Origin of the sequence: Microbacterium sp. (assembly GCF_035554235.1) — a bacterium.
GTDB lineage: Bacteria > Actinomycetota > Actinomycetes > Actinomycetales > Microbacteriaceae > Microbacterium.
Genome location: NZ_DATMIO010000063.1, coordinates 1 through 25,508, shown reverse-complemented (window position 1 = coordinate 25,508; position 25,508 = coordinate 1). Strand labels below are relative to the sequence as shown.

General features: G+C 71.3%; 24 protein-coding genes. 10 read left to right on the top strand and 14 right to left on the bottom strand.

Features of this window, described 5'->3' with window-relative positions:
• Both VNT50_RS03140 and VNT50_RS03135 read left to right on the top strand, forming a co-directional pair.
• The coding region (locus VNT50_RS03140) for a sugar phosphate isomerase/epimerase family protein (RefSeq protein WP_414683932.1) at nucleotides 1-884 on the top strand (884 nt) is incomplete at its 5' end.
• Between the two features lie 136 nt (nucleotides 885-1,020).
• On the top strand, nucleotides 1,021-2,046 hold the full coding sequence (locus tag VNT50_RS03135) for a LacI family DNA-binding transcriptional regulator (RefSeq protein ID WP_325483642.1): 1,026 nt from the start codon (nucleotides 1,021-1,023) through the stop codon (nucleotides 2,044-2,046).
• 36 nt (nucleotides 2,047-2,082) lie between these two features.
• Here the strand turns inward: VNT50_RS03135 and VNT50_RS03130 are convergent, their stop codons facing one another.
• The 4 genes from VNT50_RS03130 to VNT50_RS03115 form a co-directional block, all read right to left on the bottom strand.
• Nucleotides 2,083-3,309, bottom strand: a complete 1,227-nt coding sequence (locus VNT50_RS03130; RefSeq protein WP_325483639.1) for an ROK family transcriptional regulator — start codon at nucleotides 3,307-3,309, stop codon at nucleotides 2,083-2,085.
• Nucleotides 3,310-3,367: 58 nt separating this feature from the next.
• Nucleotides 3,368-4,387, bottom strand: a complete 1,020-nt coding sequence (locus VNT50_RS03125; protein WP_325483638.1) for a sugar phosphate isomerase/epimerase family protein — start codon at nucleotides 4,385-4,387, stop codon at nucleotides 3,368-3,370.
• Nucleotides 4,388-4,435: 48 nt separating this feature from the next.
• Entirely contained in the window at nucleotides 4,436-5,620 is a 1,185-nt protein-coding gene (locus VNT50_RS03120; protein WP_414683931.1) for a Gfo/Idh/MocA family protein, read from the bottom strand.
• 102 nt (nucleotides 5,621-5,722) lie between these two features.
• Nucleotides 5,723-6,784 carry a substrate-binding domain-containing protein gene (locus tag VNT50_RS03115; RefSeq protein ID WP_325483637.1) on the bottom strand — a complete coding sequence of 354 codons (1,062 nt, stop codon included), beginning with the start codon at nucleotides 6,782-6,784 and terminating at the stop codon, nucleotides 5,723-5,725.
• A gap of 171 nt (nucleotides 6,785-6,955) precedes the next feature.
• Here VNT50_RS03115 and VNT50_RS03110 point away from each other — a divergent pair, with 171 nt between their 5' ends.
• Genes VNT50_RS03110 through xylB form a run of 3 tightly spaced genes read left to right on the top strand, consistent with a single transcriptional unit; the run spans nucleotide 6,956 to nucleotide 10,946 of the window.
• Nucleotides 6,956-8,473, top strand: coding sequence for a sugar ABC transporter ATP-binding protein (locus VNT50_RS03110; protein ID WP_325483636.1), 1,518 nt, complete (start codon nucleotides 6,956-6,958; stop codon nucleotides 8,471-8,473).
• A complete protein-coding gene (locus VNT50_RS03105) occupies nucleotides 8,470-9,528 on the top strand; it encodes an ABC transporter permease (RefSeq protein ID WP_325483635.1) in 1,059 nt (352 codons plus the stop codon). The genes VNT50_RS03110 and VNT50_RS03105 overlap by 4 nt, the downstream gene beginning before the upstream one ends.
• On the top strand, nucleotides 9,525-10,946 hold the full coding sequence (gene xylB, locus VNT50_RS03100) for a xylulokinase (RefSeq protein WP_325483634.1): 1,422 nt from the start codon (nucleotides 9,525-9,527) through the stop codon (nucleotides 10,944-10,946). Before VNT50_RS03105 ends, xylB begins: the two co-directional genes overlap by 4 nt.
• Nucleotides 10,947-11,064: 118 nt before the next feature.
• Here the strand turns inward: xylB and VNT50_RS03095 are convergent, their stop codons facing one another.
• From VNT50_RS03095 to VNT50_RS03075, 5 genes are all read right to left on the bottom strand, one after another.
• Nucleotides 11,065-11,196 carry a hypothetical protein gene (locus VNT50_RS03095; RefSeq protein WP_325483633.1) on the bottom strand — a complete coding sequence of 44 codons (132 nt, stop codon included), beginning with the start codon at nucleotides 11,194-11,196 and terminating at the stop codon, nucleotides 11,065-11,067.
• A gap of 182 nt (nucleotides 11,197-11,378) precedes the next feature.
• A complete protein-coding gene (locus VNT50_RS03090) occupies nucleotides 11,379-12,224 on the bottom strand; it encodes a class I SAM-dependent methyltransferase (protein ID WP_325483632.1) in 846 nt (281 codons plus the stop codon).
• A 121-nt stretch (nucleotides 12,225-12,345) separates the two neighbouring features.
• Nucleotides 12,346-13,434, bottom strand: coding sequence for an alpha/beta fold hydrolase (locus tag VNT50_RS03085; protein WP_325483631.1), 1,089 nt, complete (start codon nucleotides 13,432-13,434; stop codon nucleotides 12,346-12,348).
• 37 nt (nucleotides 13,435-13,471) lie between these two features.
• Nucleotides 13,472-14,755 carry a class I SAM-dependent methyltransferase gene (locus VNT50_RS03080; protein ID WP_325483630.1) on the bottom strand — a complete coding sequence of 428 codons (1,284 nt, stop codon included), beginning with the start codon at nucleotides 14,753-14,755 and terminating at the stop codon, nucleotides 13,472-13,474.
• Nucleotides 14,752-16,131: an FAD-binding oxidoreductase gene (locus VNT50_RS03075; protein WP_325483629.1), complete on the bottom strand. Its 1,380-nt coding sequence runs from the start codon at nucleotides 16,129-16,131 to the stop codon at nucleotides 14,752-14,754. Before VNT50_RS03075 ends, VNT50_RS03080 begins: the two co-directional genes overlap by 4 nt.
• A gap of 106 nt (nucleotides 16,132-16,237) precedes the next feature.
• Between VNT50_RS03075 and VNT50_RS03070 the strand changes: the two genes are divergently transcribed.
• Nucleotides 16,238-16,624 carry an MmcQ/YjbR family DNA-binding protein gene (locus VNT50_RS03070; RefSeq protein WP_325483628.1) on the top strand — a complete coding sequence of 129 codons (387 nt, stop codon included), beginning with the start codon at nucleotides 16,238-16,240 and terminating at the stop codon, nucleotides 16,622-16,624.
• 43 nt (nucleotides 16,625-16,667) lie between these two features.
• Here the strand turns inward: VNT50_RS03070 and VNT50_RS03065 are convergent, their stop codons facing one another.
• Together VNT50_RS03065 and VNT50_RS03060 are read right to left on the bottom strand one after the other, a co-directional pair.
• Nucleotides 16,668-17,771 (bottom strand): glycerate kinase, encoded by a 1,104-nt coding sequence (locus VNT50_RS03065; protein WP_325483627.1) that lies wholly within the window; start codon nucleotides 17,769-17,771, stop codon nucleotides 16,668-16,670.
• Nucleotides 17,768-18,751 (bottom strand): LacI family DNA-binding transcriptional regulator, encoded by a 984-nt coding sequence (locus VNT50_RS03060; RefSeq protein WP_325483640.1) that lies wholly within the window; start codon nucleotides 18,749-18,751, stop codon nucleotides 17,768-17,770. The genes VNT50_RS03065 and VNT50_RS03060 overlap by 4 nt, the downstream gene beginning before the upstream one ends.
• Before the next feature lie 162 nt (nucleotides 18,752-18,913).
• Here VNT50_RS03060 and galT point away from each other — a divergent pair, with 162 nt between their 5' ends.
• Nucleotides 18,914-20,059 carry a galactose-1-phosphate uridylyltransferase gene (gene galT, locus VNT50_RS03055; RefSeq protein WP_325483626.1) on the top strand — a complete coding sequence of 382 codons (1,146 nt, stop codon included), beginning with the start codon at nucleotides 18,914-18,916 and terminating at the stop codon, nucleotides 20,057-20,059.
• Nucleotides 20,056-21,219, top strand: a complete 1,164-nt coding sequence (galK, locus tag VNT50_RS03050) for a galactokinase (protein WP_325483625.1) — start codon at nucleotides 20,056-20,058, stop codon at nucleotides 21,217-21,219. The genes galT and galK overlap by 4 nt, the downstream gene beginning before the upstream one ends.
• Nucleotides 21,220-21,262: 43 nt before the next feature.
• Here galK and VNT50_RS03045 read toward each other — a convergent pair whose 3' ends face one another.
• Nucleotides 21,263-21,772, bottom strand: a complete 510-nt coding sequence (locus tag VNT50_RS03045) for a gluconokinase (protein ID WP_325483624.1) — start codon at nucleotides 21,770-21,772, stop codon at nucleotides 21,263-21,265.
• Between the two features lie 54 nt (nucleotides 21,773-21,826).
• Here VNT50_RS03045 and VNT50_RS03040 point away from each other — a divergent pair, with 54 nt between their 5' ends.
• Nucleotides 21,827-23,392, top strand: a complete 1,566-nt coding sequence (locus tag VNT50_RS03040; RefSeq protein WP_325483623.1) for a carboxylesterase/lipase family protein — start codon at nucleotides 21,827-21,829, stop codon at nucleotides 23,390-23,392.
• Between the two features lie 10 nt (nucleotides 23,393-23,402).
• Here the strand turns inward: VNT50_RS03040 and VNT50_RS03035 are convergent, their stop codons facing one another.
• Complete coding sequence (locus tag VNT50_RS03035; protein ID WP_325483622.1) at nucleotides 23,403-24,611, bottom strand: FAD-dependent monooxygenase; 1,209 nt, start codon at nucleotides 24,609-24,611, stop codon at nucleotides 23,403-23,405.
• 67 nt (nucleotides 24,612-24,678) lie between these two features.
• Here VNT50_RS03035 and VNT50_RS03030 point away from each other — a divergent pair, with 67 nt between their 5' ends.
• The gene (locus VNT50_RS03030) at nucleotides 24,679-25,155 is read left to right on the top strand and encodes a MarR family winged helix-turn-helix transcriptional regulator (protein WP_325483621.1); all 477 of its coding nucleotides are present in this window, start codon (nucleotides 24,679-24,681) and stop codon (nucleotides 25,153-25,155) included.
• 32 nt (nucleotides 25,156-25,187) lie between these two features.
• On the opposite strand, the gene VNT50_RS03025 is transcribed toward VNT50_RS03030, so the two are convergent.
• The coding region (locus VNT50_RS03025) for a DNA-methyltransferase (RefSeq protein WP_325483620.1) at nucleotides 25,188-25,508 on the bottom strand (321 nt) is incomplete at its 5' end.

Genomic DNA, 25,508 nt, shown 5'->3' with positions numbered 1-25,508 from the left:
GCGACGGCGGGACGGCGACGCCCGACCCCCGGCTCTCGATCAATCAGGCGACGATCAAGCACGCCGACCTCGCGACGGCGCTGCGGGTGACGGCCGAGGCCGGCGTGCAGGCGATCGGCCTGTGGCGCGAGCCCGTGCAGGAGGTCGGCCTGCAGACGGCCGCCCGGATGCTCACCCACTCGGGGCTGCGCTTCACGACGCACTGCCGCGGCGGGTTCTTCACCCTCCCCGAGGGCCCACAGCGCCGGGCGGCGATCGATGACAACCGCCGCGCGATCGAGGAGGCGGCGACACTCGCGGCCGCCGGGGCCGAGGGGTCGACCGCGATCCTCGTGCTGGTCGCGGGCGGGCTCCCCGAAGGCTCCCGCGACCTCGTCGGCGCGCGCCGACGCGTGCGCGACGCGATCGGCGAGCTGGTACCGGATGCCGCGGCCGCCGGTGTCACGCTCGCGATCGAGCCGCTGCATCCGATGTACGCCTCCGACCGCTGTGTCGTCTCGACGCTCGGCCAGGCGCTCGACATCGCGGCGGACTTCGACCCCGCGGTCGTCGGCGCGACCGTCGACACGTTCCACATCTGGTGGGATCCCGACGTGCTGCCGCAGATCGCGCGCGCCGGACGCGAGGGGCGCATGGCGACCTACCAGGTGTGCGACTGGAAGACTCCCCTGGCGGCCGACGTGCTTCTCAGCAGGCACTACCCCGGCGACGGGGTCATCGACTTCGCGAGCCTGACGAACGCCGTCATCGACGCGGGTTACACCGGCGACATCGAGGTCGAGATCTTCAACGAGGACGTCTGGGCGACGCCACACGACGAGGTCGTCCGGCGCACCGCCGAGGCGTTCGGCCGGGCCGTCAGCCCGCACCTGACCGTCCCTTAAGCGCACCTGCTTTCCCCGAGGTCGCACCGATTCGGCCGACACCCATGCCCACGACGACGCGAGTCGCATCCGGAATCCTCGCGCGCGCAGCGAAGCAATCGTTTTCCGTCGTCATAGACTCTGGGCTGTGACGGACATGGTGGCTCAGCCGCGGTCGGCGGCGACCCTGCACGACGTGGCCCGCGAGGCAGGCGTGTCATTGGCGACCGCATCGCGCGTGCTGAACGGGTCGGTGCGAAAGGTGGCGGAGAGCTACCGCGAGCGCGTCGAAGAGGCCGCGGCGCGGCTCGGCTACACCGCCAACCTGTCGGCCCAGGCGACCGCGCGCGGCACGTCGGCCATCATCGCCCTGCTCGTGGCCGACATCGCCGACCCCTACTTCGGACAGCTCGCCGCTGGCGTCGTCCGCGGCGCCGACGAGGCCGGGCTCGTCGTGACGATCGCGATCACCGAGCGCGACGCCGAGCGCGAGGCCCGGCTCGTGCGCGCCCTCCGCGGCCAGCGCCCCCAGGGCCTGATCCTCGCCGCCTCCCGCAACGAGGACGAGGACGGCGCGGGTGTTCGTGCGGAGCTCGACGCCTTCGCCGCAATGGGCGGGCGGGTCGTCGCCCTCGGCCCCGGCGGCGGAGACGTGCGTGCGGTAGCCGTGGACAACGTCGGCGGAGCACGCGCTCTCGGATCCGCCCTGACCGAGCTCGGCTATCGCGAGGCTCTCATCCTCGGCGCACGCACCGGTGTCCGCACGTCCGACGACCGCATCGCCGGCTTCACCGACGGCTTCGCCAAGGGCGACGGGCGCGTCGCCCTCACCCTGCGAGGCGGATTCACCCGCGAGGCGGGCTACTCCCTCATGAGCGAAGCACTGGGGCGCGGCGTCGAGCGGGGCACGGTCGTCTTCGGGGTCAGCGACGTGGTGGCCATCGGCGCCCTCTCGGCGATCCGCGATGCCGGACGCGAGCCCGGCACCGACATCGCCGTCTGCGGCTTCGACGACATCCCGACCAGCCGCGACGTGCGTCCGGCCCTCACGACCGTGCACGTGCCTCTCGAAGACCTCGGCTACCGCGCCCTCCGCGCGGCGATCGACGACGAGTGGACAGGGGATGCCGAGCCCCTCCCCCTCGACGTGCTGCTGCGATCCAGCACCCCGCCGCGCACCTGAGCATGCGCACCTGAGCACCCATCCGGCGCGCGTCGGTCAGAAGGTGACCGGCGCCGGGACGGCCAGCACGGGCATGAGGGTGGGATCATCGAGCACGGGCCCGAAGACCAGCTCCGCCGCGCCGACGAGCAGCACGTCCCGGCCGAGGGTCGCGGCCGCGATGCTGACATCGTGCCGCGCCCCGGGCAGGGCGACGTCGAGCCGAGCTGCCAGGCCGGCCTCGCCGACGACGCCGAGCAGGGTCGCGAGAAAGCCGCCGAGCACGATCCGGCGGGGGTTGAGCCCGTTCAGGATGTTCCGGAGGGCGACCGCGAGGTAGTCGACCTGGCGGCGCACTTCGCGCGCGCCGACGCTTTCGGGGTCGCTCCACGCGGCGGCGAGCGCGGCGGGCAGCTTTTCGACGGCGAGATCGTCGAGACCCACCGCCGCGAGCAGGGCGTCGCGGCGCACCTCGGTCTCGAGGCATCCGATCGCCCCGCAGTGGCATGCCGAGCCGTTCGACTCCACGAGCGTGTGGCCGAATTCCCCGGCGTAACCGCCCGCACCGGTCAGCAAAGTGCCGCCGAGCGCCACGCCGCCGCCGATGCCGCTCGCCCCGCCGTTCAGGTAGACGACCGAGTCGACCCCGCGGCCGCCGCCGAAGACGCTCTCGGCCACGACGCCGCAGCTCGCATCGTTTCCGGCGACGACGGACATCCCGGTCGCTTCGGCGAGCATCGCCGTGATCGGCGCCTCGTGCCAGCCGAGATGCGGGGCGAGCAGCACCTGGCCGTCCTTGCTACGGACCAGTCCCGGCACCGCGAGGCCGATGCCCAGCGTGCGGGACGAGTCATCCAGCTCGGGGCGCATCCCGCCCACGATCGCGGCGACGATGTTGACGAACTCGGTCGGCGTCGGGATGCGCTCGTTCTTGAAGCGCACACGGCGCAGCACGCGGCCGCCCAGCGAGACGACGCCGACGTCGACCGCGTCGATCTCGGGGTTCACCGCGATCGCCACGGTCGCATCCGACGGCATGACCATCGGGCTCGGTCGGCCGACCTTTCGCGTGAGGTGCGGCTCCGTCTCGTCGACGAGCCCGCGCGCCTCCAGTTCGGCGACGAGGCCGCCGATCGTGGAGCGGTTCAGCCCCGTGGCGCGAGTCAGCTCGGCACGGGAGATCGGGCCGTCCCGGTGCGTGAGCCGCAGCACCTGAGTGAGGTTCTGGCGGCGCACCACGTCGAGTGTGGTCCCGGTCGCCCGCGTGAAATCATCCGCCGCCACGCCTCACCGCCGCTCCACCCCGTTCACCGAGCAGCCCACCGTGGAACCACCGTGCAACTCAGCGCGTCGAGAACGCCGCGTCGAACGCGGCCGCCGGGGCGGCGAACGCGTTGCGCTTGATGAACGCAAGGGCCTCGGGCGCGCCGATCAGGCGGTCCATTCCGGCATCCTCCCATTCGACGGAGATCGGACCCTCGTAGCCGATGCTGTTGAGCGCTCGGAACGATGCCTCCCAAGGCACGTCACCACGGCCGGTCGAGACGAAGTCCCACCCACGCCGCAGGTCGGCCCAGGCCAGGTGCGAGCCGAGCCGCCCGTTGCGGCCGTTGCCCACATTGAGCTTCACGTCCTTGCAGTCGACGTGGTAGATCAGGTCCTTGAACTCGAGGATGAAATCGACCGGGTTCAGCTGCTGCCACACGAAGTGCGACGGATCCCAATTGAGGCCGAAGGCCGGGCGGTGCCCGATCGCCTCGAGCGTGCGCACGGTGGTCCAGTAGTCGTAGGCGATCTCGCTCGGGTGCACCTCGTGGGCGAAGCGCACACCGACCTCGTCGAACACGTCGAGGATCGGGTTCCAGCGGTCGGCGAAGTCCTGGTAGCCGGCGTCGATCGCCTCCTGCGACACAGGGGGGAACATCGCGACGTACTTCCAGATGCTCGACCCCGTGAACCCGACGACGGTCTGAACGCCGAGCTTCGCCGCGAGGCGGGCCGTGTGCTTCATCTCCTCGGCGGCGCGGCTGCGCACGCCCTCGGGGTCGCCGTCGCCCCACACCCGGTCGGAGAGGATGTCGCGGTGACGCTGGTCGATCGGGTCGTCGCACACGGCTTGACCCTTGAGGTGGTTCGAGATCGCCCACACCTTGAGCCCGTGCTTCTCGAGCAGGTCGAGCTTGCCCTGCACATAGTCGTCGTCGTCCCAGCGCCACGGGTCGAGGTGGTCGCCCCAGCACGCGACCTCGAGGCCGTCGTAGCCCCATCCGGCGGCGAGCCGCACGACCTCCTCAAACGGAAGGTCGGCCCACTGGCCCGTGAAGAGGGTGATCGGGCGGGCGCCGGTCGTGTCATCGGTCATGGTCTGCCTTTCGGAGAGGGTGGGGTGGAATGAGAGGATGCCGCCGGCTCAGCCGGCGGTCGAGGTCCAGGCGCTGTCGGCGAGCGAGCTCTGCTCGACCGCGGCGAGCACCCGCTGCACGTGCAGGCCGTCGGCGAAGGACGGGCGCGGCTGCTCTCCCGCCGCGATCGCACCGACGAAGTCGGCGACCTGGTTCGAGAAGCCGTGCTCGTATCCGAGCATGTGACCCGCCGGCCACCAGGGTGCCAGGTAGGGGTGGTCGGGCTCGGTGACGAGGATCGTGCGGAAGCCCTGCTCGGTCACCGGAACCGTGGCGTCGTAGAACCGCAGTTCGTTGAGCCGTTCGAGGTCGAAGGAGATCGCACCCAGCGAGCCCGACACCTCGATGCTCAGCGCGTTCTTCCGGCCCGTCGCGAACCGGGTCGCCTCGAACGACCCGAGCGCGGCGAACCCGCCGTCGGGGTTCGTAAACCGGGCGGAGAAGAGGGCGACGTCGTCGACGGTGACCTGGCCGCGCTCGGTCGAGGCGGTGCCCGAGAGCCCGTGTCCCTCGCCGAGCAGCGGGCGCTCCGTGACGATCGTGTCGATCACTCCCGAGACGCTCTGCAGGCTCAGCCCGGTGATGTACTCCGCGAGGTCGACGGCGTGGGCGCCGATGTCTCCGAGGGCGCCGGAGCCGGCGCGGTCCTTCTGCATGCGCCACGTCAGGGGCGCCTCGGCATCCATCAGCCAGTCCTGCCGGTACGACGCGCGCACCTGGCGCACGTCGCCGATGCGTCCGGCCGCGACGAGGTCGCGGGCGAAGGTGGCCGCAGGGACTCGGCGATAGGTGAAGCCCACCATCGAGCGCACGCCCCTCGCGGCGGCGGTGGCCGCGGCATCCGCCATCGCCTCCGCCTCGGCGACGGTGTTCGCGAGCGGCTTCTCGCACAGCACGTGTTTGCCCGCCTCGAGGGCGGCGATCGCGATATCGGCGTGCGTGTCGCCGGGGGTGACGATGTCGACGATGTCGATGTCGTCGCGTGCGATGACCTCACGCCAGTCGGTCGCGGACTCGCGCCACCCCCACTTCCCGGCGGCCGCAGCCACGGCCGAGGCATCGCGGCCGACCACGACATCCATCGCGGGCTGCACCGGAAGATCGAAGAATCGGGGGGCGACGCGCCACCCTTGGGAGTGGGCGGCGCCCATGAAGCCGTAGCCGATCATGGCGACGCGAAGGGTGTCGGGCATCGGGGTCTCCCTGCGGTGATTCGAAGTGTGGGGGGCAGTGGGCGAGGGATGGGAGGGGACACCCGCGAGCGGCGTCCCCTCCCAGTGACTCACGATGCCAGACTAGGACTCGAACGCGAGCCCGATGTACTCGTCGACGTTGTCCTTCGTCACGACCGGTGCGTCGAGCACGATGCGGTTGGCCACACCCGGCGTGATGAGGTCGCTCATCGTCTTGCCCTGAGCGATCAGGCGGGCCAGGGCGATGCCATCGGCCGCCTGGGTCGAGGGGTAGATGATCGTGGCCTTCAGCACGGAGTCATCCGCCTCGATCAGCTCCATCGCGTCCTTGCTGCCGGCGCCGCCGACCATAAAGAACTCGTCGCGACCGGCCGCCTCGATGGCGGCGAGCACGCCGATGCCCTGGTCGTCGTCGTGGTTCCAGATGGCGTCGATCTGCGGGTTGGCGGACAGCAGCTGGGAGGTGACCTCCTCGCCGCTCTCCACGGTGAACTCGGCGGAGACGCGCGGCCCGACCTCGAGCCCGCAGTCATCCAGCGCATCGGCGAAGCCCCGCGAGCGGTCCTGCGTGAGCGGCAGTGCGTCGATGCCGGCGATCTCGGCGACCACCGCGTCGGGGTTGTCGCTCAGCTGCTCGCAGATGTAGGTGCCGGCGCTGACGCCCATGCCGTAGTTGTCGCCGAGGATCGTCGCGCGCGCCGCGAAGGGGCTCGAGAACTCACGGTCGACGTTGATGACCGGGATGCCGGCCTCCATGGCGGCGATGGCGGCCTCGGTCATGGCCGCGCCGTCGCTCGGCAGCAGCACGATGGCGTCCACGCCGTCGTTGACGAACGTCTCGACCGCCGCGATCTGGGCGGTCACGTCGTTGGTGCCCTCGGCGAGCTGCAGGTCGACGTCCGGGAAGCTCTCGGCCGCGGCGATCGCGCCGGAGTTGATCGCGGCGAGCCAGCCGTGGTCGGCCGCCGGGCCGGAGAAGCCGATGGTGACCGTGTCGCCGGTCTCGGCGTTCTCTTCCGAGCTCGTGCCCTGGTCTACGACGTCTCCTTCGTCGGCTCCGCTGCCGGTGCAGCCGGCGAGGAGTCCGATCACCGCGATCGAGGCACCGGCCCCGATCGCGAGGCGCTGCGCGAGGCTGCGCGACAATTTCCGCGTCCTTTTCATGTGCTGTTCTCTCCCTTGAGTTGGTGCAGTTGCCGCCCGTCGGAGAGCTCCCAGAGAGCCCGGCGGGTAATTGGCGTTTCGCACAACGTAACAGGCACAGCGGAGTGCGTCTAGCCTCCGCGTGTGCACCAAACGGGTGCGCGGAAGGAACCGTTCTGTTATGTTGCGTCCATGATCAAAGTCGACCAGGGGGTGCTCCTCGACGTGCGAGGAATCACCAAGTCCTTCGCCGGAGTGCGCGCCCTGCGCGGCGTCGACCTGCAGATCCTGCCGGGCGAGGTGCACTGCATCCTCGGCCAGAACGGCGCTGGCAAGTCGACGCTCATCAAGACGCTCGCGGGCGTGCACCGCCCTGACGAGGGCACGATCGCGTGGCAGGGCGAGCTCGTCGACATCCCGAACCCGCAGGCGGGACTCGCGCTCGGCATCGCCACCATGTACCAGGAGCTCGACGTCGTCGACGGGCTGACGATCGCCGAGAACATCTTCCTCGGCCACGAGCTCTCGCGCGGCGGCTTCACCAGACGCTCGCAGGCGCACAAGGAGGCCCGCGCGCTGCTGAAGCGGCTCGGCCACAGCAACCTGTCGCCGAACATCGAGGTCGGCCAGCTGAGCGCCGCCAACAAGCAGATCGTCAGCATGGCGCGCGCGCTCTCGCACGACATCAAGCTCATCGTCATGGACGAGCCGTCGGCCGTGCTCGACAACGAAGAGGTGAAGAACCTCTTCCACGTGGTGCGGGAGCTCACCGGCCAAGGCATCGCTGTCGTCTACATCACGCACCGCCTCGAGGAGATCCGCCAGATCGGCGATCGCATCACCGTGCTGAAGGACGGCCGCACCATGGCGACCGGGCTGGCCGTCTCGGAGACGCCCACGCCCGAACTGATCAAGCTCATGACGGGCCGCGCCGTCGCGAACGTCTTCCCGACCCCTGCCCCGCGGCCCGCGGATGCCCCGGTCGTCCTCGAGGTCGAGGGCCTCACCTCGGCAGGAATCTTCGAGGACGTCAGCTTCACCGTGCGGGCGGGGGAGGTCGTCGGTCTCGCGGGGCTCGTCGGTTCGGGGCGCTCCGAGATCCTCGAGACCGTGTACGGGGCGCGCCGGGCGACGTCGGGCTCCGTGAGCGTCTCGGGCAAGCGCCTGCGCAACGGCTCGGTGGTGCACGCAGTGGATGCCGGCATCGGCCTCTCGCCTGAGGAGCGCAAGAGTCAGGGCCTCGTACTCGAGCAGCCCATCTTCATCAACGTGACCCTCGCCTCGTTCGGCCGGTTCGCCAAGGCGGGCTGGCTCGACGAGCGCGCCGAGCGCGAGGCGGCCAGCGCCCAGATCGAGGCGCTCGAACTCCGCCCGAGCGACCCAGACCGTGCCGCGATCACCCTCTCGGGCGGCAACCAGCAGAAGATCCTGCTGGCGCGGTGGCTCGTGCACGGCACGCGGGTGCTGCTGCTCGACGAGCCGACGCGAGGGGTGGATGTCGGCGCCCGCGCCGAGATCTATACGCTCATCCGCGACCTTGCCGCGGCCGGCAACGCCGTCGTCGTCGTCTCGAGCGAGATCGAAGAGGTGCTCGGCCTCGCCGACACCGTGCTCGTCATCGCCGACGGCCGCGTGCTGAGCACCGTACCCGCAGACCAGATCGACGAGCACGGCGTGCTCGACCTCGTGATGAAAGGATCCGCCGCGTGAGCGATCAGACCCGTGCCGAAACCGTCGGCGCCGTTCCCGAACCGGCACCGGCCGGTCCCCCGACATCCACCGACCAGACCGAGCCGGCGTGGCGCCGTATCCTGAGCGGATCCGTCGGACGCAACCTCGGGCTCGTGCTCGCGCTCGTTGTCATCGTGATCATCGGCGCCGTCACGGCGGGCGACAGCTTCACGAGCATCAACAACGTGCTCGTCATCCTGCGCCAGGCCTCCATCATCGGCGTCATCAGCATCGGCATGACGTTCGTCATCATCTCGGGCGGCATCGACCTGTCGGTCGGATCCGTCATGGGTCTGGCCTCCGTCGCCGCGACGCTCGACGCAATGCAGGAGTTCACCGAGGCCACGCACTGGATCTTCATGGTGCTCGTCGCCATCGGCGTGGGCGTCCTGGCCGGGCTCATCAACGGCATCGTGATCGCGTACGGCAAGGTCGTCGCGTTCATGGCCACCCTCGCTATGCTGGTCGCCGCCCGGGGCCTCGCCGAGATCCTGGCCGAGAAGCGCACGCTGCGCGTGGACTCCCGCGACTTCATCGAGGCCTTCAACGCCGACATCCTGGGCATCGACATCCTGATCTGGATCTTCATCGTCGCCGCTGTGGCCGGGTGGCTGCTGCTGAACCGCACGACCTTCGGGCGCCGCACCGTCGCGATCGGCGGCAACCGCGAGGCCGCTCGTCTCGCGGGCATAAACGTCAACCGCCACACCGTCTGGATCTACGTGCTCGCCGGGCTCGCGGCGGGCATCGCCGCCGTCATGATCCTCGGCCGGACGACCGCCGGCACCTCGACCCACGGCCAGCTCATCGAACTCGATGCGATCGCCGCCGTCGTGGTCGGCGGAACGCTGCTCATCGGCGGCCGCGGAACGATCACCGGCACGGTCTTCGGCGTGCTGATCTTCGCGACGCTCACGAACGTCTTCGTGCAGAACAACCTGTCGTCGTCGGTGCAGAACGTCGCCAAGGGCATCATCATCGTGGTCGCCGTGCTGCTGCAGCAGCGCTTCGCACGCCGCGGCGCCCGCGAGTGACGCTCGTCGCGGGGGTCGACTCCTCGACCCAGAGCTGCAAGGTGCTCGTCGTCGATGCCGCCACGGGCGCCGTCGTGCGCTCGGGGCGCGCGCCGCACCCGGCGGGCACGTCGGTCGAGCCCGCCGCGTGGTGGGTTGCCCTCCTGCGCGCGATCGACGACGCGGGCGGGCTGGCGGATGTCGAGACCCTCTCTGTCGGCGGGCAGCAGCACGGGATGGTGGTCCTCGATGCGGAGGGCCGCGTCATCCGTGATGCCCTGCTCTGGAACGACACCCGCAGCGGCGCCGCCGCCCGCGCTCTGCGCGACGAGGTCGGCGACGAGGAGTACGCCGCGCGCACCGGCCTGGTGCCCGTCGCGTCGTTCACCGCGACGAAGCTGCGATGGCTGCGCGATGCCGAGCCCGAGAACGCGGCCCGCGTGGCCGCGGTGGCACTCCCCCACGATTGGCTGACCTGGCGCCTTGCCGGGTACGGGCCGGCCGGGGAATCCCCCCTGGGGCCCGATCTCGACGCGCTGACCACCGATCGCTCCGACGCGAGCGGCACCGGCTACTGGTCGGCGGGGACGGGCGAGTACGACCGCGACCTGCTCGTGCGCGCCCTCGGCCGCGACGTGATCGTGCCGCGTGTGCTCGCCCCGGACGAACGGTCCGGCGTCACGGCCCGGCAACACGGCATCCCTGGCGGCATCGCCCTCGGTGCCGGCGCGGGCGACAACGCGGCGGCCGCGCTCGGTCTGGGTGCCGCGGTCGGCGATGTCGTCGTCTCGATCGGGACGAGCGGCACGGTCTTCGCCGTCACCGACACCCCCGCGGCCGACGTCACGGGCGCGGTCGCCGGTTTTGCGGATGCCTCCGGGGCATTCCTGCCCCTGGTCGCCACGCTCAACGCCGCGCAGGTCGTCGACGTGATCGCGGCCCTGCTCGGCGTCGACCACGACGGGTTCTCGACCCTCGCGCTGGCGGCAGCGCCGGGCGCCGGCGGGGTTGTTCTGGTGCCGTACTTCTCGGGCGAGCGCACGCCCGATCTCCCCGACGCGACCGCGGGCTTCGCCGGCCTGACCCTGGGCTCGACCACCCGCGAGAACGTGGCCCGTGCCGCGATCGAGGGCATGCTGTGCGGGCTCGCCGACGGGCTCGAGACGATCATCCGCGTGGGTGCCGAGCCTCGCCGCCTGCTGCTGATCGGCGGCGGCGCACGCCTGGAGGCGACGCGCCGCATCGCCGCGCAGGTCTTCGGGCTGCCGGTGACCGTGCCGCCGCCCACGGAGTACGTCGCGCTCGGCGCGGCGGCCCAGGCCGCGTGGATGCTGGGCGGCGAGCGCCCTTCCTGGTCGATCGAGGGCTCGGTGACCTTGCCCGCCGACCCGCACCCCGAGATCCGTGCGGCCTACCGAGCTATGGCTCAGCGGGCCTGACGCAGCGAGACCCTGGCCCCGCGAGACCCCTGACCCCGCGAGACCCTGACCCCACGACACAGAGAGCCCCGCGCTCTCCCGGCGAACCGGGGAAAACGCGGGGCTTCGCTGCGCGGGCTTACGGCAGCGGGCGGCGAGTGTCGTAGCCCCATACCGTGCGGATGGGGCTCCGCGAGTCGCGTACCGACGCGACGACCGCACTGATCACGCCGACGAGGCAGAGGATGGCGAGGGCGAGGGCGAGAACCATCTCGAGTCTCCTTTCTCGGTCGAGTGGTGCGTGCGAGATCTCCGTGACCCCCAGAGCCGGAGACGGGGCGCGTCATCGCGCTCCTTGCGGGCGGTCAGGATCGCGTGACGCATGGCGGCGTCACGACTCACCTGAATGCTGTCGGGCAGAATGACCAACATCAGCGGATGCATGGCTCGCTCCTATCGACGCTTCGCGGTGACGATGAGGTACTCCCACGGCATGACGCCGTCGTCGAAGAACCGGTCGCCCAGCGCCGCCATGTCGGCGTCGAGGGCGGCGACCTTCTCCGGGTCGTCGGCGATGAAGCGGTAGACCGCGATCGTCGGGCCGTAGTTGGCCTTCATGAAGTCGCGGAACTCCGCCCCGGTGGCGAATCGGTCGACCAGCAGGGCCTGCTGGTGGGCGACGAACTCCTCGACGCGGTCGCCGAACAGATCCCGGACGTGATCGACGCTGCCCCAGAGGGGTGCGGGCGAGGCACCGGGAGGGGGCGGCGGCGCGTACGGCTTCATCGTCGCGAAGAGCTGCCCGATGAAACCGTTCGGGGTCCAGCTGAGGACGCCGATCGTCCCACCCGGACGGCACACGCGGACGAGCTCGTCCGCTGCCAGTTCGTGGTGCGGTGCGAACATCACGCCGATGCTCGACAGAACGACGTCGAAGTCCGCGTCGCTGAACGGCAGGGCTTCGGCATCCGCGGTCTGCCACGTCAGCTCGATTCCTTCCGCCTCGGCCGCGGCGCGGCCGACGGCGAGGAGTTCGGGGGTGAGGTCCGTGGCGATGACCTCTGCGCCGCGCCGAGCCGACGGGATCGCCGAGGTGCCGGTGCCGGCGGCCACGTCGAGGACGCGCTGTCCGGGCTGGACGTCGATCGATTCGACGAGGATGCTGCCGAGTGTGTGGACGACCTCGTCGACGACGGTGGGGTAGCTTCCGCTCGCCCACATCGCTGCGTGCTTCGCCTTGAGTGCGCGGTCCTCATCGGTCGCCGTCACGGTGTGGGTGGTGCTGGTAAAGGATGACATCTGATTCCTCCTGTTGTGGTTGATGTCACCACGGTAGGAATCGCGCACCCCTCGTCACATCGGCGCTGGCGCGCAACGAACGCCGCCGCACGGAGGGCTGTTGGCGGCTGGCGCGTACGCGTTACGCGCTGGACAACAGCCGTGCGACGGCGGCGGTGCGGGCCGTGCGTCCACTCAGCCCGAGCTTCGCATAGGTGTTCTGCAGATGTCGCTCGACGGTGCGCACGGAGAGGAACAGCTCGGCCGCGATGGTGTCGTTGTCGTGACCGGCGGCCGCGAGCCGCAGGATGTCGAGTTCCCGCGGCGAGATCAGAGCGGCGACGTCGTCAGCACTCACCTCGGGGTTTGGCTGCCGGTCGGGCTCGATGAAGGCCGTGACCTCGCGCACGAACGTCTCCCAGGCCGGCTCGTCGGCGAGGACGATGTGGTTGTTGCTGTCGAGTCCCACGAGGCGCGCGCCGCGGATGCCCACCGCGAGATCCCGGGCGTGGTGGAACTCGTTCATCTGATCGCCCCGGCTGTGGATGACGAGCGTCGGGAGATCGAGCTCGGGCAGGCGCCACGTCGAGTCTGTGACCTGACGCTGCGCGCGGGAGATGACCGCGGTCTCGGTGTCGCAGGCGCGAGCCTGCAGGTCGTCGAGCCACCGCATCTGCTCTTCGGTGCCGCCCGGAATCATCATGCTGCTGAAGACGCGGCGGAACTCGGACGTGGGGCGAGCCCATCCGACCTTGATCAACGCCTCGAAGGCCGCGAGGAGTTCCAGTTCCTCCGGAGTCGCCGCAGCCTGCGCGCCCGAATAGCTCCCGTAGAAGACGAGCCGCGTGAGTCGCTCGGGATGCCGCGCGGCGTACTCGATCGCGACCGGGCCGCCCTGCGCCATGGCCATCAGCGCGAACCGGTCGAGTCCGGCATCCTCCACAACCGCCTCGAGGTCGGCGACCCGCGCTTCCAGACTGTGGTCGGTGACACCCCGGTCTGAGAGCCCGTGACCGCGCTCGTCATAGCGGATCACCGTCGCGACTTTCCCGAGTTCGACGAGGTAGTGGCGCCACACCGGACTCTCCCAGTCGAACTGCAGGTGGCTGAGCCAGCAGGCATCGATCAGCAGCGGCGGTCCGGATCCGTGCACGGCGTATGCGATCCCGACCCCATCGGCCGAACGTGCGAAGCGGATGTCTTGCACGACATCGGCTTTGAGCGTCTCCACGCCGACAGCATAGGAGCACCGCGCGGTCAGCACACGCCTACGGCGTCCACCAGGGCCGCAAGGGCAACTCGTCGACACCACCACGACCATCGGGCCTGGCCGCCAGCACTTGGTGCAATTGGATCCCGCCCGACTCGAAGGCCAGCCGCGATCCTGCCATGTACAGGCCCCACACCTTCGCGGCGGGAAGCCCGACTTCGGCGACCGCGTCGTCCCAGTGCTCGACGAGGTTGGCGCACCAGTCGCGCAGCGTCATCGCGTAGTGCGGTCGCAGATTCTCCTCGTGCAGCACCTCCAGGCCCGCGTTCTGGGCTTCGGCGATGATGCGGCCCGAGCCGGTGAGCTCTCCGTCGGGAAACACGTAGCGGTCGATGAATCCGCGGGCCGACGGTGCGGTCCGATTGTCGGAACGCGTGATGCAGTGGTTGAGCAGCAGCCCACCGGGACGCATCCGGGACTGCAGGAAGCGGAAGTACGAAGAGTAGTTGCGCACCCCGATGTGCTCGAGCAGCCCGATCGATGACACGGCGTCGAAGCCGCTCTCCGTGATGTCGCGGTAGTCGCCGTAGCGCACCTCGGCCAGTCCGCCCAGGCCCTGCTCGGCGATCGCCCGCTGCGCCCAGGCCGACTGCTCCCGCGACAGCGTCACTCCCGTCGCCCGAACGCCACGGCGGGCCGCGTACCGCACCATGCCGCCCCAGCCGCACCCCACGTCGAGCAGCCGGTCACCGGGCTTCAGCCGCAGCTTCTCGAAGACCAGTCGATACTTGTTCTCCTGGGCCGCATCCAGCGAAGCCTGTGGGTCTGGATAGCACGCGCACGTGTAGGTCATCGACGGCCCGAGCACCCATTCGTAAAAGGTGTTCGAGACGTCGTAGTGGTGGTGGATCGCCTCGGCGTCGCGCGTCCTGCTGTGTCGGAGCCCGCCGGCGATCCGGCGCCACCGCGGCGGCACCTCCTGCGGGGGCGGTGCGATCGGCCGCAGGTGCTCGATGCCGATGGAGCGGACGATGTCGGCCATCATCCGCGCCGGAGGCCTCGTGAATTCGAGGCCGTCGGCGAGCGTCTTGAGCAGTTCGTAGGGATCGCCGGGGTGCACACCATGGATGTCGAGGTCACCGGCGATGTAGGCGCGCGCCAGCCCGAGGTCGCCGAAGCCGGTGGCGAGATAGGTCGTGCCGCGCGGAGTCTTCAGCTCCACTCGGAATGGCGCGTCGAGCGGCCCGGCCGAACTGCCGTCGTAGGCGGTGAATCTCAACGACATCCGGCCACCGGCGAAGACCTCGAGCACCTCGGCGAGAGTGAGCTTTCCGCGCGTCATCGCCGTTGCACCGCCTTCGCGTACAGGTCGAGCAGTCGTGCCGCGGGGTCGTAGCGCTCCTTCACGGCCCGGTAGGTCTCGCCGCCGTACAGTTCGTCGAACTCGTCGCGGGCGTAGAAGGCGTCTGAGTACAGCGACTTGTGCCCGTCGAACTCGCCGACCCGGCGCTCGATCCTCCGGTTCGTCTCTCCTTCGGTCGCACCCACCGGCACGGTCGACCAGAAGCCGATGTTGACGTACGTCTCGTGCGGGCGGAGCGGGTAGAGCGGCCAGCTGTCGTCGTCGCGCAGCCGAAGCGGGCACAGCCATATCGGCGTGATGGGCACGCTGGCCAGGAACCACTCGAGGAACTCGGCGCAGCGCCCGATCGGCACCTCGACGTCCTGGATCACACGCTCCCGCGGCGGCCGGCCGTGGAGCTTCTCGAGGCGGTCGCCGATGTCGAACCGCCGTTCGAGCCTCATGAGCTTCCCGTACGAACTGCTGCGCAGGTGACGCCGCGGCCAGAAGCGCCGCACGAGCGGATGCTGCGCACCGAACGCCCCCGAACACCAGAACCAGTCGGTGTCCCAGCGCCACAGGTAGTCGCCGATGGTGAGCCGGTCCTCCTTGACGTCGTCCTCGTGCCGGATGGACCGGTAGTAGATCTGCTGGCCGGTGTAGTCGCTGACGGGGCCGGGTGCCGCAGTCTGCACACCCACGCACAGGTAGCTTTCGTCGGCGCTGAACACGACGCCGTCGAGGTAGTGCACGGGAACCCCGTCGAGGCGACCGGACTCGATGATGCGGTCCATTGCTGCGACGAGATCGCCGATTGCATGAAACCGCACATGCGTGAGCGCGACGAAGGGCTCCACGGCCTCCAGTTCGATGCGCAGGCGCACGGCATACCCGAGGGTCCCGTACGAATTGGGAAACGCGCGGAACAGGTCGGAGCGCTCTCCGGGCGACGCGATGACCAGCTCCCCGGCGCCGGTCAGGATGTCCATCTCCCGCACCGACTCGTGCGGCAGCCCGTTGCGGAACGACGTCGACTCGATGCCGAGGCCGGTGACCGCACCCCCGAGGGTGATCGTCTTGAGCTGGGGCACCACCAGCGGCGCCAGCCCGAAGGGCAGTGTCGCGGCCACGAGGTCTTCGTAGGTGCACATGCCGGCCACGTCGGCAGTTCGTCCCGCCGCGTCGACCGCGAGAACGTCCGTCAGCCCGGACGTGTCGAGCCCGCGGACGTTCGTCTTCGCGCGTGCCCGGAACAGGTTCGAGCTGTGCTTGGCGAGCCGCACGGAGGCGGTGGCAGGGACGGCCCGATAGCTCTCGAGAAGGCGCTGCACGCCGGCGGCGTGAGCTGTCCGTGCATCAGTTGCCGGAGCGGACACCCCTCCACGCTAGTCCGCGGGCGATTCCAGGTGAAGAGAGGACGGAGAGCAGCGAGCGATGGGCCAGAGGGTTCCCATTGTCGGGGGTGCCGCCTACGCTCCCGCTGTGGCCATTCTCGATGATCTGCGCCTCACCGCCGCCGCGCTGCCCGGCAGCGAGGAGCGGGCGACGACGGGAGGCGCCGCGTGGTTCGTGCGTGGCAAGCTCTACGCGTGGGAGTGCCACCCCTGGCCGAGCATCCCCCCAGAGATCCGCGCGATCATCGCGACGGAACTGGTCGTCGGGGTGAAGGTTGCCGACCGCATGGACGCCCTCGCCCTCGTCGACATGGCACCCGACGTGTTCCTGCGCACCACGACGCCCTGGGGCGAGCCGAAGGTCGCGTTCCGGATGGCCGGAATCGACGAGGACCATCTCGCCGAGCTGGTGACGGAGGCGTGGCGCACTCAGGCGCCGAAGTATTTGCGGCGTGAACTCGGCGACGAGCACTGACCGTGTGATGGTCGCCGCGAACCCCGCATCGTGTCAGGCACGCTCAGCCGAGCTCGCGCGCGAAGCGCCGCCCGGCTTCCCACAGCCACGTGGCCGGATCGGCCATGGCCGCCTCCGGTGACCCCGCGAGGTCGGTGAGCGAGAGGGATGCCGCGAACGCCGACGTGTCGGCATCCGCCGCGATGCGCCCAGCCACGAGCGCGACGGGGGTGGGTCCCGCCGCTTCGGCCACGTACGCCGGCACCTTTCCTGCGGCGGACTGCCCGTCGAACGAGCCCTCGCCGGTGATGACGACGGATGCCGCGACCGCGGCCGCCGGCAGCCCGATCAGCTCGGCGACCGCCACGGATCCGGGCTCGAGGATCGCGCCCCATGCGAGCAGACCGAACCCGGTGCCGCCGGCGGCACCGGCGCCGGGTGTCGCGGGGTCGGCATCGGGCAGCAGTGTCGCGAGGTGCGCGAGTGCCCCATCGAGCGCCGCGACGTCGTCGGGTGTCGCGCCCTTCTGCGGCCCGAAGACCGCGGCCGCACCGCGGCGGCCGAGCAGGGGGTTCGTGACATCGGTCAGGGCGCGCACGCCCCCGGCCGGAAGCGGTGGAAGCGCCGACACCGACGCGGCGGCCGAGAGCCCCGCACCGCCGAGGGGCACGTCGGCACCCAAGTCGTCCCGTACCTGCGCGCCGAGGGCACGGAGCATCCCGGTCCCGCCGTCGGTCGAGGCCGAAGAGCCGAGCCCCACGACGACCCGTGAGACCCCCGCGGCGAGCGCCGCCGCGATCGCCTGGCCGAGCCCGTACGTGTGGGCGGCGAGCGGTCGCAGCTCGCTCAGCAGCTCGATGCCGCTCGTCGCCCCGAGCTCGACGATGGCCGTGCCGTCGGGCGCATCGGGGGTCGGGGGCAGGCGCAGCCAGAACGTGTCGACCTCGCGGTCATCGGGCCCGATCACCCGCACGGGCACCCGCTCGGCACCGGGAACGGCCGTCGCGAATGCCTCGAGGGTGCCCTCGCCGCCGTCGGCCATGGGCAGGAGACGGATGTCGTCGTCCGGTCGCGCGTCGCGCCAGCCGGCGGCGACAGCGGCCGCGGCATCCGATGCGGTGATGGTGCCTTTGAACGAATCCGGGGCGACGACGATGGTGCGGCTCACGATGCCACGCTAGCGGCCGCACCCGAACTCTCGCGCGTCACGAGCCATGTCGGCACGAGATCGCGGCTCGCCGGATGCCCCCCTTCGATGCGCGCGACGAGGGCGCCGACTGCGCGCTCGCCGAGCGTGTCGAAGTCCTGGCGGACGGTCGTCAGCGGGGGCGTGTAGTCCGCGGCATCCGCGACGTCGTCGAAGCCGACGACGCTCACCTCTCTCGGAACGTCGCGACCCGCCTCGTGCAGCGCGCGCAGCAGGCCGAGGGCCATCTGATCGTTCGCGGCGAACACCGCAGAGACGTCGGGGCGAGGTGCGAGCTCGACGCCGCCCGCGTGCCCGGAGGCGGCGCTCCAGTCGCCGCGCACGATCGGCGGGGCGACGACCCCGGCCGCCTCGAGGGCGGCGCGCCACCCGGCCTCGCGCTCCGCAGCGGCGTAGGAGTCCTCGGGCCCGGCGAGGTGCCACACCGTGGCGTGACCGAGCGAGAGGAGGTGGGCCGTGGCGGCGAGCGCGCCCCCCGCATGGTCGGACTCGACGACGGGGAAACGCTCGTCGATCGGCGAGTCGACCACCACCAGTTCGAGGCCGGCCGGGACATCGGCCCCGCGGGCGAGCGCGGTCGCCTCGTTGAGCACGACGGCGCCGTCGACGCCCTGGTCGCGGAGCATCGCGAAGGCGCCGTCGAGCCCCGAGCGGTCGCCGGGTGAGACCACGACGAGCGCATAGCCGGAGGCGGATGCCGCAGCCGAGACGGCCTCGAGCATGCGGGTGTTGCCCACGGTCGCGAGGGTCGAGACGACGAGTCCGATGCTCTGGCTGCGGCCCGTGCGCAGGGCGCGCGCGGCGCGGTGGGGCCGGTAGCCGAGCTGCGTCATCGCGGCCTCGACGCGCGCGCGCGTGGCGGCGTCGACGCGGGGATGTCGATTGGCCACACGTGAGACGGTCTGACCCGAGACACCGGCGAGGGCGGCGACATCGGCCATCGAGACCCGGCGCGGTGATGTGTGTTCTCCGGCCACGTCCGCCTCCGCATCCAATTGCCATGTTGACGTTATCACGAACAGCCGCTAGCCTGCATGTTGACGTGAACACGCGCGCACGGCCGCGCACGCATCGCCGCGTCGCGCACCGACCTGGAGACTTCCGTGAACTCTGCCATCCCCCTGGGAGCAGGCGTGATCAAGCGCCCGACCCGGCTCGCCGACGGGCGGGAGCTCGTCTACTACGACGATCCCGGCACGACCCTCGGCCCCGAGCGCTCGATCGATGCGCGCACACTCGATCCCCGTCCCGCCACCGCGACGATGCGCCAGGACGTGCTCACCGGCGACTGGGTGTCGATCGCCGCCGCGCGGCAGAACCGGGCCTTCCTGCCGCCCGCGCACCTCGACCCCCTGGCGCCCCAGACGCCGACGAACCCGTCCGAGATCCCGTCGCTCTACGACGTCGCGGTGTTCGAGAACAAGTCGCCCTCGTTCGGGCCCGCGCTCGCCGAGGCGTTCGACGGCGCCCCCGCGGCATCCGACCCGCCCCGCGGACTGGACGATCTCTCGGCCCTCGCGCTCGGCAAGTCGCGCACGTCGGTCGGCCGCTGCGAAGTGGTGTGCTTCAGCCCCGAGCACGAGGGCTCGTTCGGGAGCCTCTCGCCGATCCGCGCCCGCACCGTCATCGAGGCCTGGGCCGATCGCACCGCCGCGCTGCAGGCCCTGCCCGGCGTCGAGCAGGTCTTCCCGTTCGAGAACCGCGGCGAGGCCATCGGCGTCACCCTCCCCCACCCGCATGGGCAGATCTACTCCTACCCCTACGTCACGCCGCGCACGCAGCGGCTGCTCGCATCGATCGAGGCGTACGGGCCCGACCTGTTCGCTGACATCCTGGCCTTCGAGCGCGACTCGGAACGCGTCATCCTCTCGGGCGAGCACTGGACCGCCTTCGTGCCTTTCGCCGCCCGCTGGCCGCTCGAGGTGCACCTGATGCCCCACCGCCACGTGCCCGACCTCGCCGCGACCACGACCGCGGAGCGCGACGAGCTCGCGCCCCTCTACCTGCGGCTGCTGCGGGGCGTCGACGCGCTGTACGACACCCCCACGCCGTACATCGCCGCGTGGCACCAGGCGCCCGTGAACGTGGGCCGCGATACCGCCCGCCTGCACCTGCAGCTGACATCGCCGCGCCGCGCGGCCGACAAGCTCAAATTCCTCGCCGGCTCGGAGGCGGCGATGGGCGCATGGATCGCCGATGTCGCCCCCGAGACCCAGGCGGCGCGACTGCGAGAGGTGTTGGGGGCATGAGCGCCCAGGATGCCGCGGCCGCGCGGCTGCGCGAATTCACGGGGCGTGAGCCCGACGCCGTCTGGTCGGCCCCCGGCCGCGCCAATCTCATCGGCGAGCACACCGACTACAACGAGGGCTTCGTGCTGCCCTTCGCGATCGAGCATCGCACCGCCGCCGCGGTCGCGCTCCGCGACGACGACGTGATCCGGGTCACGAGCACGTTCGCCCCCGACGCCGTCGGGGTGTCTCTCGCAGAGCTCGACGAGACCATCGCCCGCGGCGACCTGGACTGGGCCGCCTACCCGCTCGGCGTCGCGTGGGCGCTGCGGCGTGCCGCGCCCGGGGCGGCGGCCCGCGGCGTCGACATCGCGATCGCCTCCGACGTCCCCGTCGGCGCGGGGCTCTCCTCCTCCGCGGCCATCGAGGGCGCCGTCGCTTCGGCGCTGAACGACGAATGGGATGCCGGGCTCTCGCCCGTCTCGCTCGCCCGGGTCGGCCGCACGGCCGAGAACGACGCCGTCGGCGCACCCACCGGGATCATGGACCAGATGGCCTCGATGCTGGGGGTCGCCGATGCGGCGACGTTCCTCGATTGCCGCACGCTCGAGACCGACTCCGTCGACCTGGGCCTTCGTCGCGAGGGACTGAGCCTGCTGGTGATCGACACGAACGTGAAGCACTCGCACGCGACGGGCGGCTATCGAGAGCGCCGCGCCTCGTGCGAGGCCGGGGCGGCCGCGATGGGCGTGCCGTCGCTGCGCGACCTGTCGGTCGGCGACCTCCCCCGCGCCCAAGAGCTGCTCGACGACGTGACCTTCCGCCGGGTGCGGCACATCGTCACCGAGAACCAGCGCGTGCTCGACACCGTCTGGACGCTGCGCTCCGCCGGCCCGCGGGCGATCGGCGACCTGCTCGTGGCCTCGCACGTTTCGATGCGCGACGACTTCGAGATCTCGGGGCCCGAACTCGACCTGGCCGTCGACACGGCCCTCGCCGCGGGCGCCATCGGCGCGCGGATGACCGGCGGCGGCTTCGGCGGCGCGGCCATCGCGCTTCTCGACGACGGCCAGGTGGCGGATGCCGGGGCCGCCGTCACGGCCGCCTTCGCGGCATCCGGATTCGCCGCCCCGACGATCTTCACCGTGCGTCCGTCGGAGGGTGCACGCCGCGACCGCTGAGCGCCGGCGGCAGGCACCCGGCGGCACGTCGTGAGGCGGGTCGTCAGGCCGGGATCGCCGTCGCGACGGTATCGACGATCGCGTCGGGGTCGCCGGCGATGTCGACGACCATGCCCCGCTCGTCGTCGCCGAGCGGTTCGAGGGTCGCCAGCTGCGAGGCCAGCAGGGTCGCCGGCATGAAGTGCTCGGTGCGCACGCCGAGCCGCGCCGCGAGCACCGCGGGTTCGCCGTGCAGGTGCACGAAGAACACGGGTGTCTCGGCATCCTGACGCAGCGCGTCCCGGTACGCACGCCGCAGCGCGGAGCAGGCCACGATCACTCGGCGCCCCTCGGCGGAGGCGGCATCGATGCGCTCGGCGACCTTCTGCAGCCAGGGCGCCCGGTCGGCGTCGGTCAGGGGCGTGCCCGCGGCCATCTTGACGCGCGCCTCGTCGGAGTGCAGGTCGTCGGCGTCGATGTACGCGCCGCCGATGCGCCGCGCGAGGGCGGCGGCGATCGTCGACTTGCCAGAACCCGAGACGCCCATGACGACGAGGGCGGAAGGCGCGGGCATGCACCCATTCTGCCGCGAGCCCACGATGCGGGGCGCGCGGTCTACGCTCGGGGGGTGACAGATGGAAGCGACCCGATCGTCGCGACGGCCGCCGGCCGGGTGCGTGGCTTCTGGCGGGGCGGATCGGCGGCCTTCCTCGGCATCCCGTTCGGCGAGCCGCCCGTGGGAGAGCTGCGGTTCGCCGCGCCCGAGCCCAAGTCCCCGTGGGAGGGCGTGCTCGATGCGACCGCCATGGGCGCGACCGCGCAGCGCGGGGGCGACGGCGGCATCACGCTCATCCCCGAGCCATCGGTGAAGGGCGATTCGACGCTGAACGTCAACGTGTTCACGCCGTCGCCGCGGTCGGGGGGTTCGACGGGGTCGACGGGCGTGACGGGGTCGACGGGCGTGACCGGTTCGACGGGGTCGACGGGCTCGACGGGGTCGACGGGCGTGGATGCCGCGCTGCCGGTGCTCGTGTACATCCACGGCGGCGGGTACTTCTCCGGATCGCCGGCGAGCCCCTGGTACGACGGAGCGGCCTTCAATCGCGATGGCGTGGTGACCGTGACCATCTCGTACCGGCTCGGCTTCACCGGATTCGGCCACATCGAGGATGCCCCGGCGAACCGCGGCGTGCTCGATTGGCTGCTGGCGCTCGAGTGGGTGCGGGAGAACATCGCGGCCTTCGGCGGCGACCCCGACCGGGTGACGATCGCGGGACAGTCCGCCGGGGGCGGCGCGGTGCTGACCCTGCTCGGCATGCCCGCCGCGCAGCACCTGTTCCGCGCCGCGTGGTGCATGTCGGGGGCGATCGCCGACGTGCCGCCCGCTCGGGCCCGCGGCATCGCCCGGCGGCTCGCCTCCCGCGCCGGCGTCGCGCCGACCCGCGAAGGATTCGGGACGCTGACTCCCGGCAAGATCAATCACCTCCGCGAAGATGTCACTTACCCGGAGGGAACCACCTGGATCGCGCGGCTCCGCGACCTGGTCGGGGCGGGGCTCTCGCAGGGGCCGGTCATCGACGGAGTCCTCCTCACCATGCGCACGGTGGAGGCGATCGCGTCGGGGGTGGGCGCGGACAAGCCGCTCGTGCTCGGTGCCACGGACGACGAGTTCACGATGGTCACCGACGGGTTCCGCAACCGGCTCCGGTTCGTGCCTGCGGGGCTCGCCCTCGGTCGCATCGTCGGGCTCCGCGGCGCCGCGCGGCGCGCGTACCTGGCCGCGAACCGGGTGGTGCGCCGGAAGGGCACGGCCGCGGTGATCGGCCGCTACGGGACCGACCGCATCTTCCGCACCCTCGTCGCGCGGGTGGCCGCCGCCCGCGACTCGGCGCCGACGTGGGTGTACCGGTTCGCGTGGGTCTCACCGACGAAGGGGTGGTCGTGCCACTGCCTCGACGTGCCGTTCTTCTTCGACTGCCTCGACGCCGAACGCGTCGACAAGCTGGCGGGCGAGCATCCGCCCCGTGCGCTGGCCGACGCCGTTCACGGTTCGGCGGCGTCCTTCGCGCGCTCGGGCGACCCGGGCTGGCCGGCGTGGTCGGCGAGCCCGGGGACGACGCGCGTGTTCGGCGGCCCGGCATCCGACCCGGACGTGCTGGCCGACGGGTACTCCGAAGTGCGCGCCCTGCTCTAGCGGGCCGCTATCAGGCGGCCGGGTGCTGCCACGGGATCTCGTGGTTGTACAGCCAGTCGTTGCGGGTGTCGTCGGCGGCGTTGCGGAGGAAACGCGGCATCATCCAGTCACGGATGGCGATGCCGAGCCGGCTCTTCGTGACGCGCTTCTGCGAATCGATCCGGCGGGCGTAGCGCACCACGGCCTCGGCGCGCGGCGCGCGAACCGCCTGGTATTGCGCGAACGCGGACGCGTGATCCGGCAGATCGCGCACGCATCGGGCGAGCGTGATCGCGTCTTCGAGGGCGAGCGAGGCGCCCTGCCCGGTGCTGGGGGATGTCGCGTGCACCGCGTCGCCGACGGCGACCACACGCCCGCGGCTCCAGCGGCGCACGCCCGACAGGTCGTAGATCGGATAGCCGCTCAGCTCGCCGTGCGTGCCCGAGAGGATCTGCGGCACCGGGGCGGGGTCGTCGGAGTGCAGGTCGCGCAGCTCGCGGAGCCACTCCCCTCCCGCGATCCCGGCGAGCGACCCCCGTGGTGGCTCGGACTTCGTCAGGTTCGCGAACCAGTAGGCGGTGCCCTCCTCCCGCACGAGATAGCCGAAGAACGACCGGGCGCCGAAGACGAAGTGCTGGGAATCGGGGGTGGGCTCCAGCCCAGCGATGCGGGCGATGCCGCCCGTGCCGACGAGGCCGCTGTAGCGCGGCGCCGGTGCGGCCGGATCGATCCAGCGCCGTGTGAGCGAATGGATGCCGTCGGCCCCGACCAGGATGTCGCCCTCCGCCGTCCGCCCGTCTGCGAAGCGTGCCCGCACGCCGGTCGGCGTCTCCTCGATCGCCGTGAGCCGGGAGCCGAAGGCGAACGGGATGCCGGCCGCGACGGCGCCGTCGCGAACGACCTGGTGCAGCCAGCCGCGGCGGACGATGACGCTGCCGCGCTCGGGATCCCCCGCGGGTCCGTTCGGGACCTCGCCCAGCACGCGGCCCGTGCCGCTGCGCATGACCATCCGCGACGCGCGGTGGGCATCCGTGAGAAGGCGCTCGCGCAGGCCCAGCTGCTCGAGCACCGCGAGGCCATTGGTCGCGACGTTGAGGAACAGGCCCTGGTACGGGTCGGGGGCCGCGCCCGCCTCGAAGACCTCGACCTCCCAGCCGGCGCGGGAGAGGAACAGGGCGGTCGCGGGGCCGGCGACGCCGGCGCCGATGAGAAGTGCACGAGGGGTGTGTGCTGAGGGCATTTGCTATCCTGAAGAGACAGGCGAGACTCTCTCTTATGGAGTCTCTCGTGTTTAGAGAGAATAACGGATGCCGGTGGACAAGTCAACGCGGGCCGCATCGATCGACCGCATGGGCGACGTGATGCGGGAGTTCATGGCGCGTGCCGTGTTGTTCCAGGACGCGGTCGCCCGCTTCGGCGGGATCAACAGCACCGACATGCAGGCCGTCGGGCTGCTCATGAGCCAAGGCCCGGCGACGCCCGGCGAACTCGCCGAGCGCACCGGCTTGACCGCCGGCGGCGCGATCACGGCGGTGATCGACCGCCTGGAGCGGGCTGGCTACGTCACCCGCGAGCGGGACGTCGCTGATCGGCGCCGGGTGATCGTGACGGCCGTGCCCGAGACGGTCATGGCGAAGGTCGGTCCGATCTACGGCCGCGTGGGAGCCCGGTGGGCCGAATACCTCGAGACCCTCACCGACGAGCAGATCGAGTTCGCAAATGAGCTCCTTGCCCGAGCCGCCGAGCTCAACCGCGAAGAGACCGAGGCGCTTCGCAGGGCGTGAGGCCGCGCCCACCCACTCCTCGTCGCCGCGGCTCAGCCGACCGCATCCTGGTCGGTCCGAGCGATGACCACGGCCCCCGGCATCCGGCCTCTCATCACGTCTATCGCCGACGGATTCGCGTCGATCAGCACGGCCTCGCGGCCGAGCACCGAGGCGACCGCGCCGGTCGTGCCGCTGCCGGCGAACGCGTCGAGCACCCGATCGCCGGGCCGGCTCGATGCCTGCACGATGCGGCGCAGGACGCCCTCGGGCTTCTGGGTCGGATAGCCGGTCTTCTCCCGGCCCGTCGTCGGCACGATCGTGTGCCACCAGACGTCGGTCGGCAGCTTGCCGCGCGCCGCCTTCTCGGGCGT

What these genes read in the sequence shown, in the direction of transcription:
- VNT50_RS03125 (WP_325483638.1), bottom strand. Translation starts at nt 4,387, where the DNA reads ATGACCGATGACACGACCGGCGCCCGCCCGATCACCCTCTTCACGGGC.
- VNT50_RS03030 (WP_325483621.1), top strand. Translation starts at nt 24,679, where the DNA reads ATGCCGGTGGACAAGTCAACGCGGGCCGCATCGATCGACCGCATGGGC.
- galK (WP_325483625.1), top strand. Translation starts at nt 20,056, where the DNA reads ATGAGCGCCCAGGATGCCGCGGCCGCGCGGCTGCGCGAATTCACGGGG.
- VNT50_RS03080 (WP_325483630.1), bottom strand. Translation starts at nt 14,755, where the DNA reads ATGACGCGCGGAAAGCTCACTCTCGCCGAGGTGCTCGAGGTCTTCGCC.
- VNT50_RS03060 (WP_325483640.1), bottom strand. Translation starts at nt 18,751, where the DNA reads ATGGCCGATGTCGCCGCCCTCGCCGGTGTCTCGGGTCAGACCGTCTCA.
- VNT50_RS03110 (WP_325483636.1), top strand. Translation starts at nt 6,956, where the DNA reads ATGATCAAAGTCGACCAGGGGGTGCTCCTCGACGTGCGAGGAATCACC.
- VNT50_RS03090 (WP_325483632.1), bottom strand. Translation starts at nt 12,224, where the DNA reads ATGTCATCCTTTACCAGCACCACCCACACCGTGACGGCGACCGATGAG.
- VNT50_RS03115 (WP_325483637.1), bottom strand. Translation starts at nt 6,784, where the DNA reads ATGAAAAGGACGCGGAAATTGTCGCGCAGCCTCGCGCAGCGCCTCGCG.
- VNT50_RS03135 (WP_325483642.1), top strand. Translation starts at nt 1,021, where the DNA reads ATGGTGGCTCAGCCGCGGTCGGCGGCGACCCTGCACGACGTGGCCCGC.
- VNT50_RS03045 (WP_325483624.1), bottom strand. Translation starts at nt 21,772, where the DNA reads ATGCCCGCGCCTTCCGCCCTCGTCGTCATGGGCGTCTCGGGTTCTGGC.
- VNT50_RS03095 (WP_325483633.1), bottom strand. Translation starts at nt 11,196, where the DNA reads ATGGTTCTCGCCCTCGCCCTCGCCATCCTCTGCCTCGTCGGCGTGATC.
- VNT50_RS03120 (WP_414683931.1), bottom strand. Translation starts at nt 5,620, where the DNA reads ATGCCCGACACCCTTCGCGTCGCCATGATCGGCTACGGCTTCATGGGC.
- VNT50_RS03035 (WP_325483622.1), bottom strand. Translation starts at nt 24,611, where the DNA reads ATGCCCTCAGCACACACCCCTCGTGCACTTCTCATCGGCGCCGGCGTC.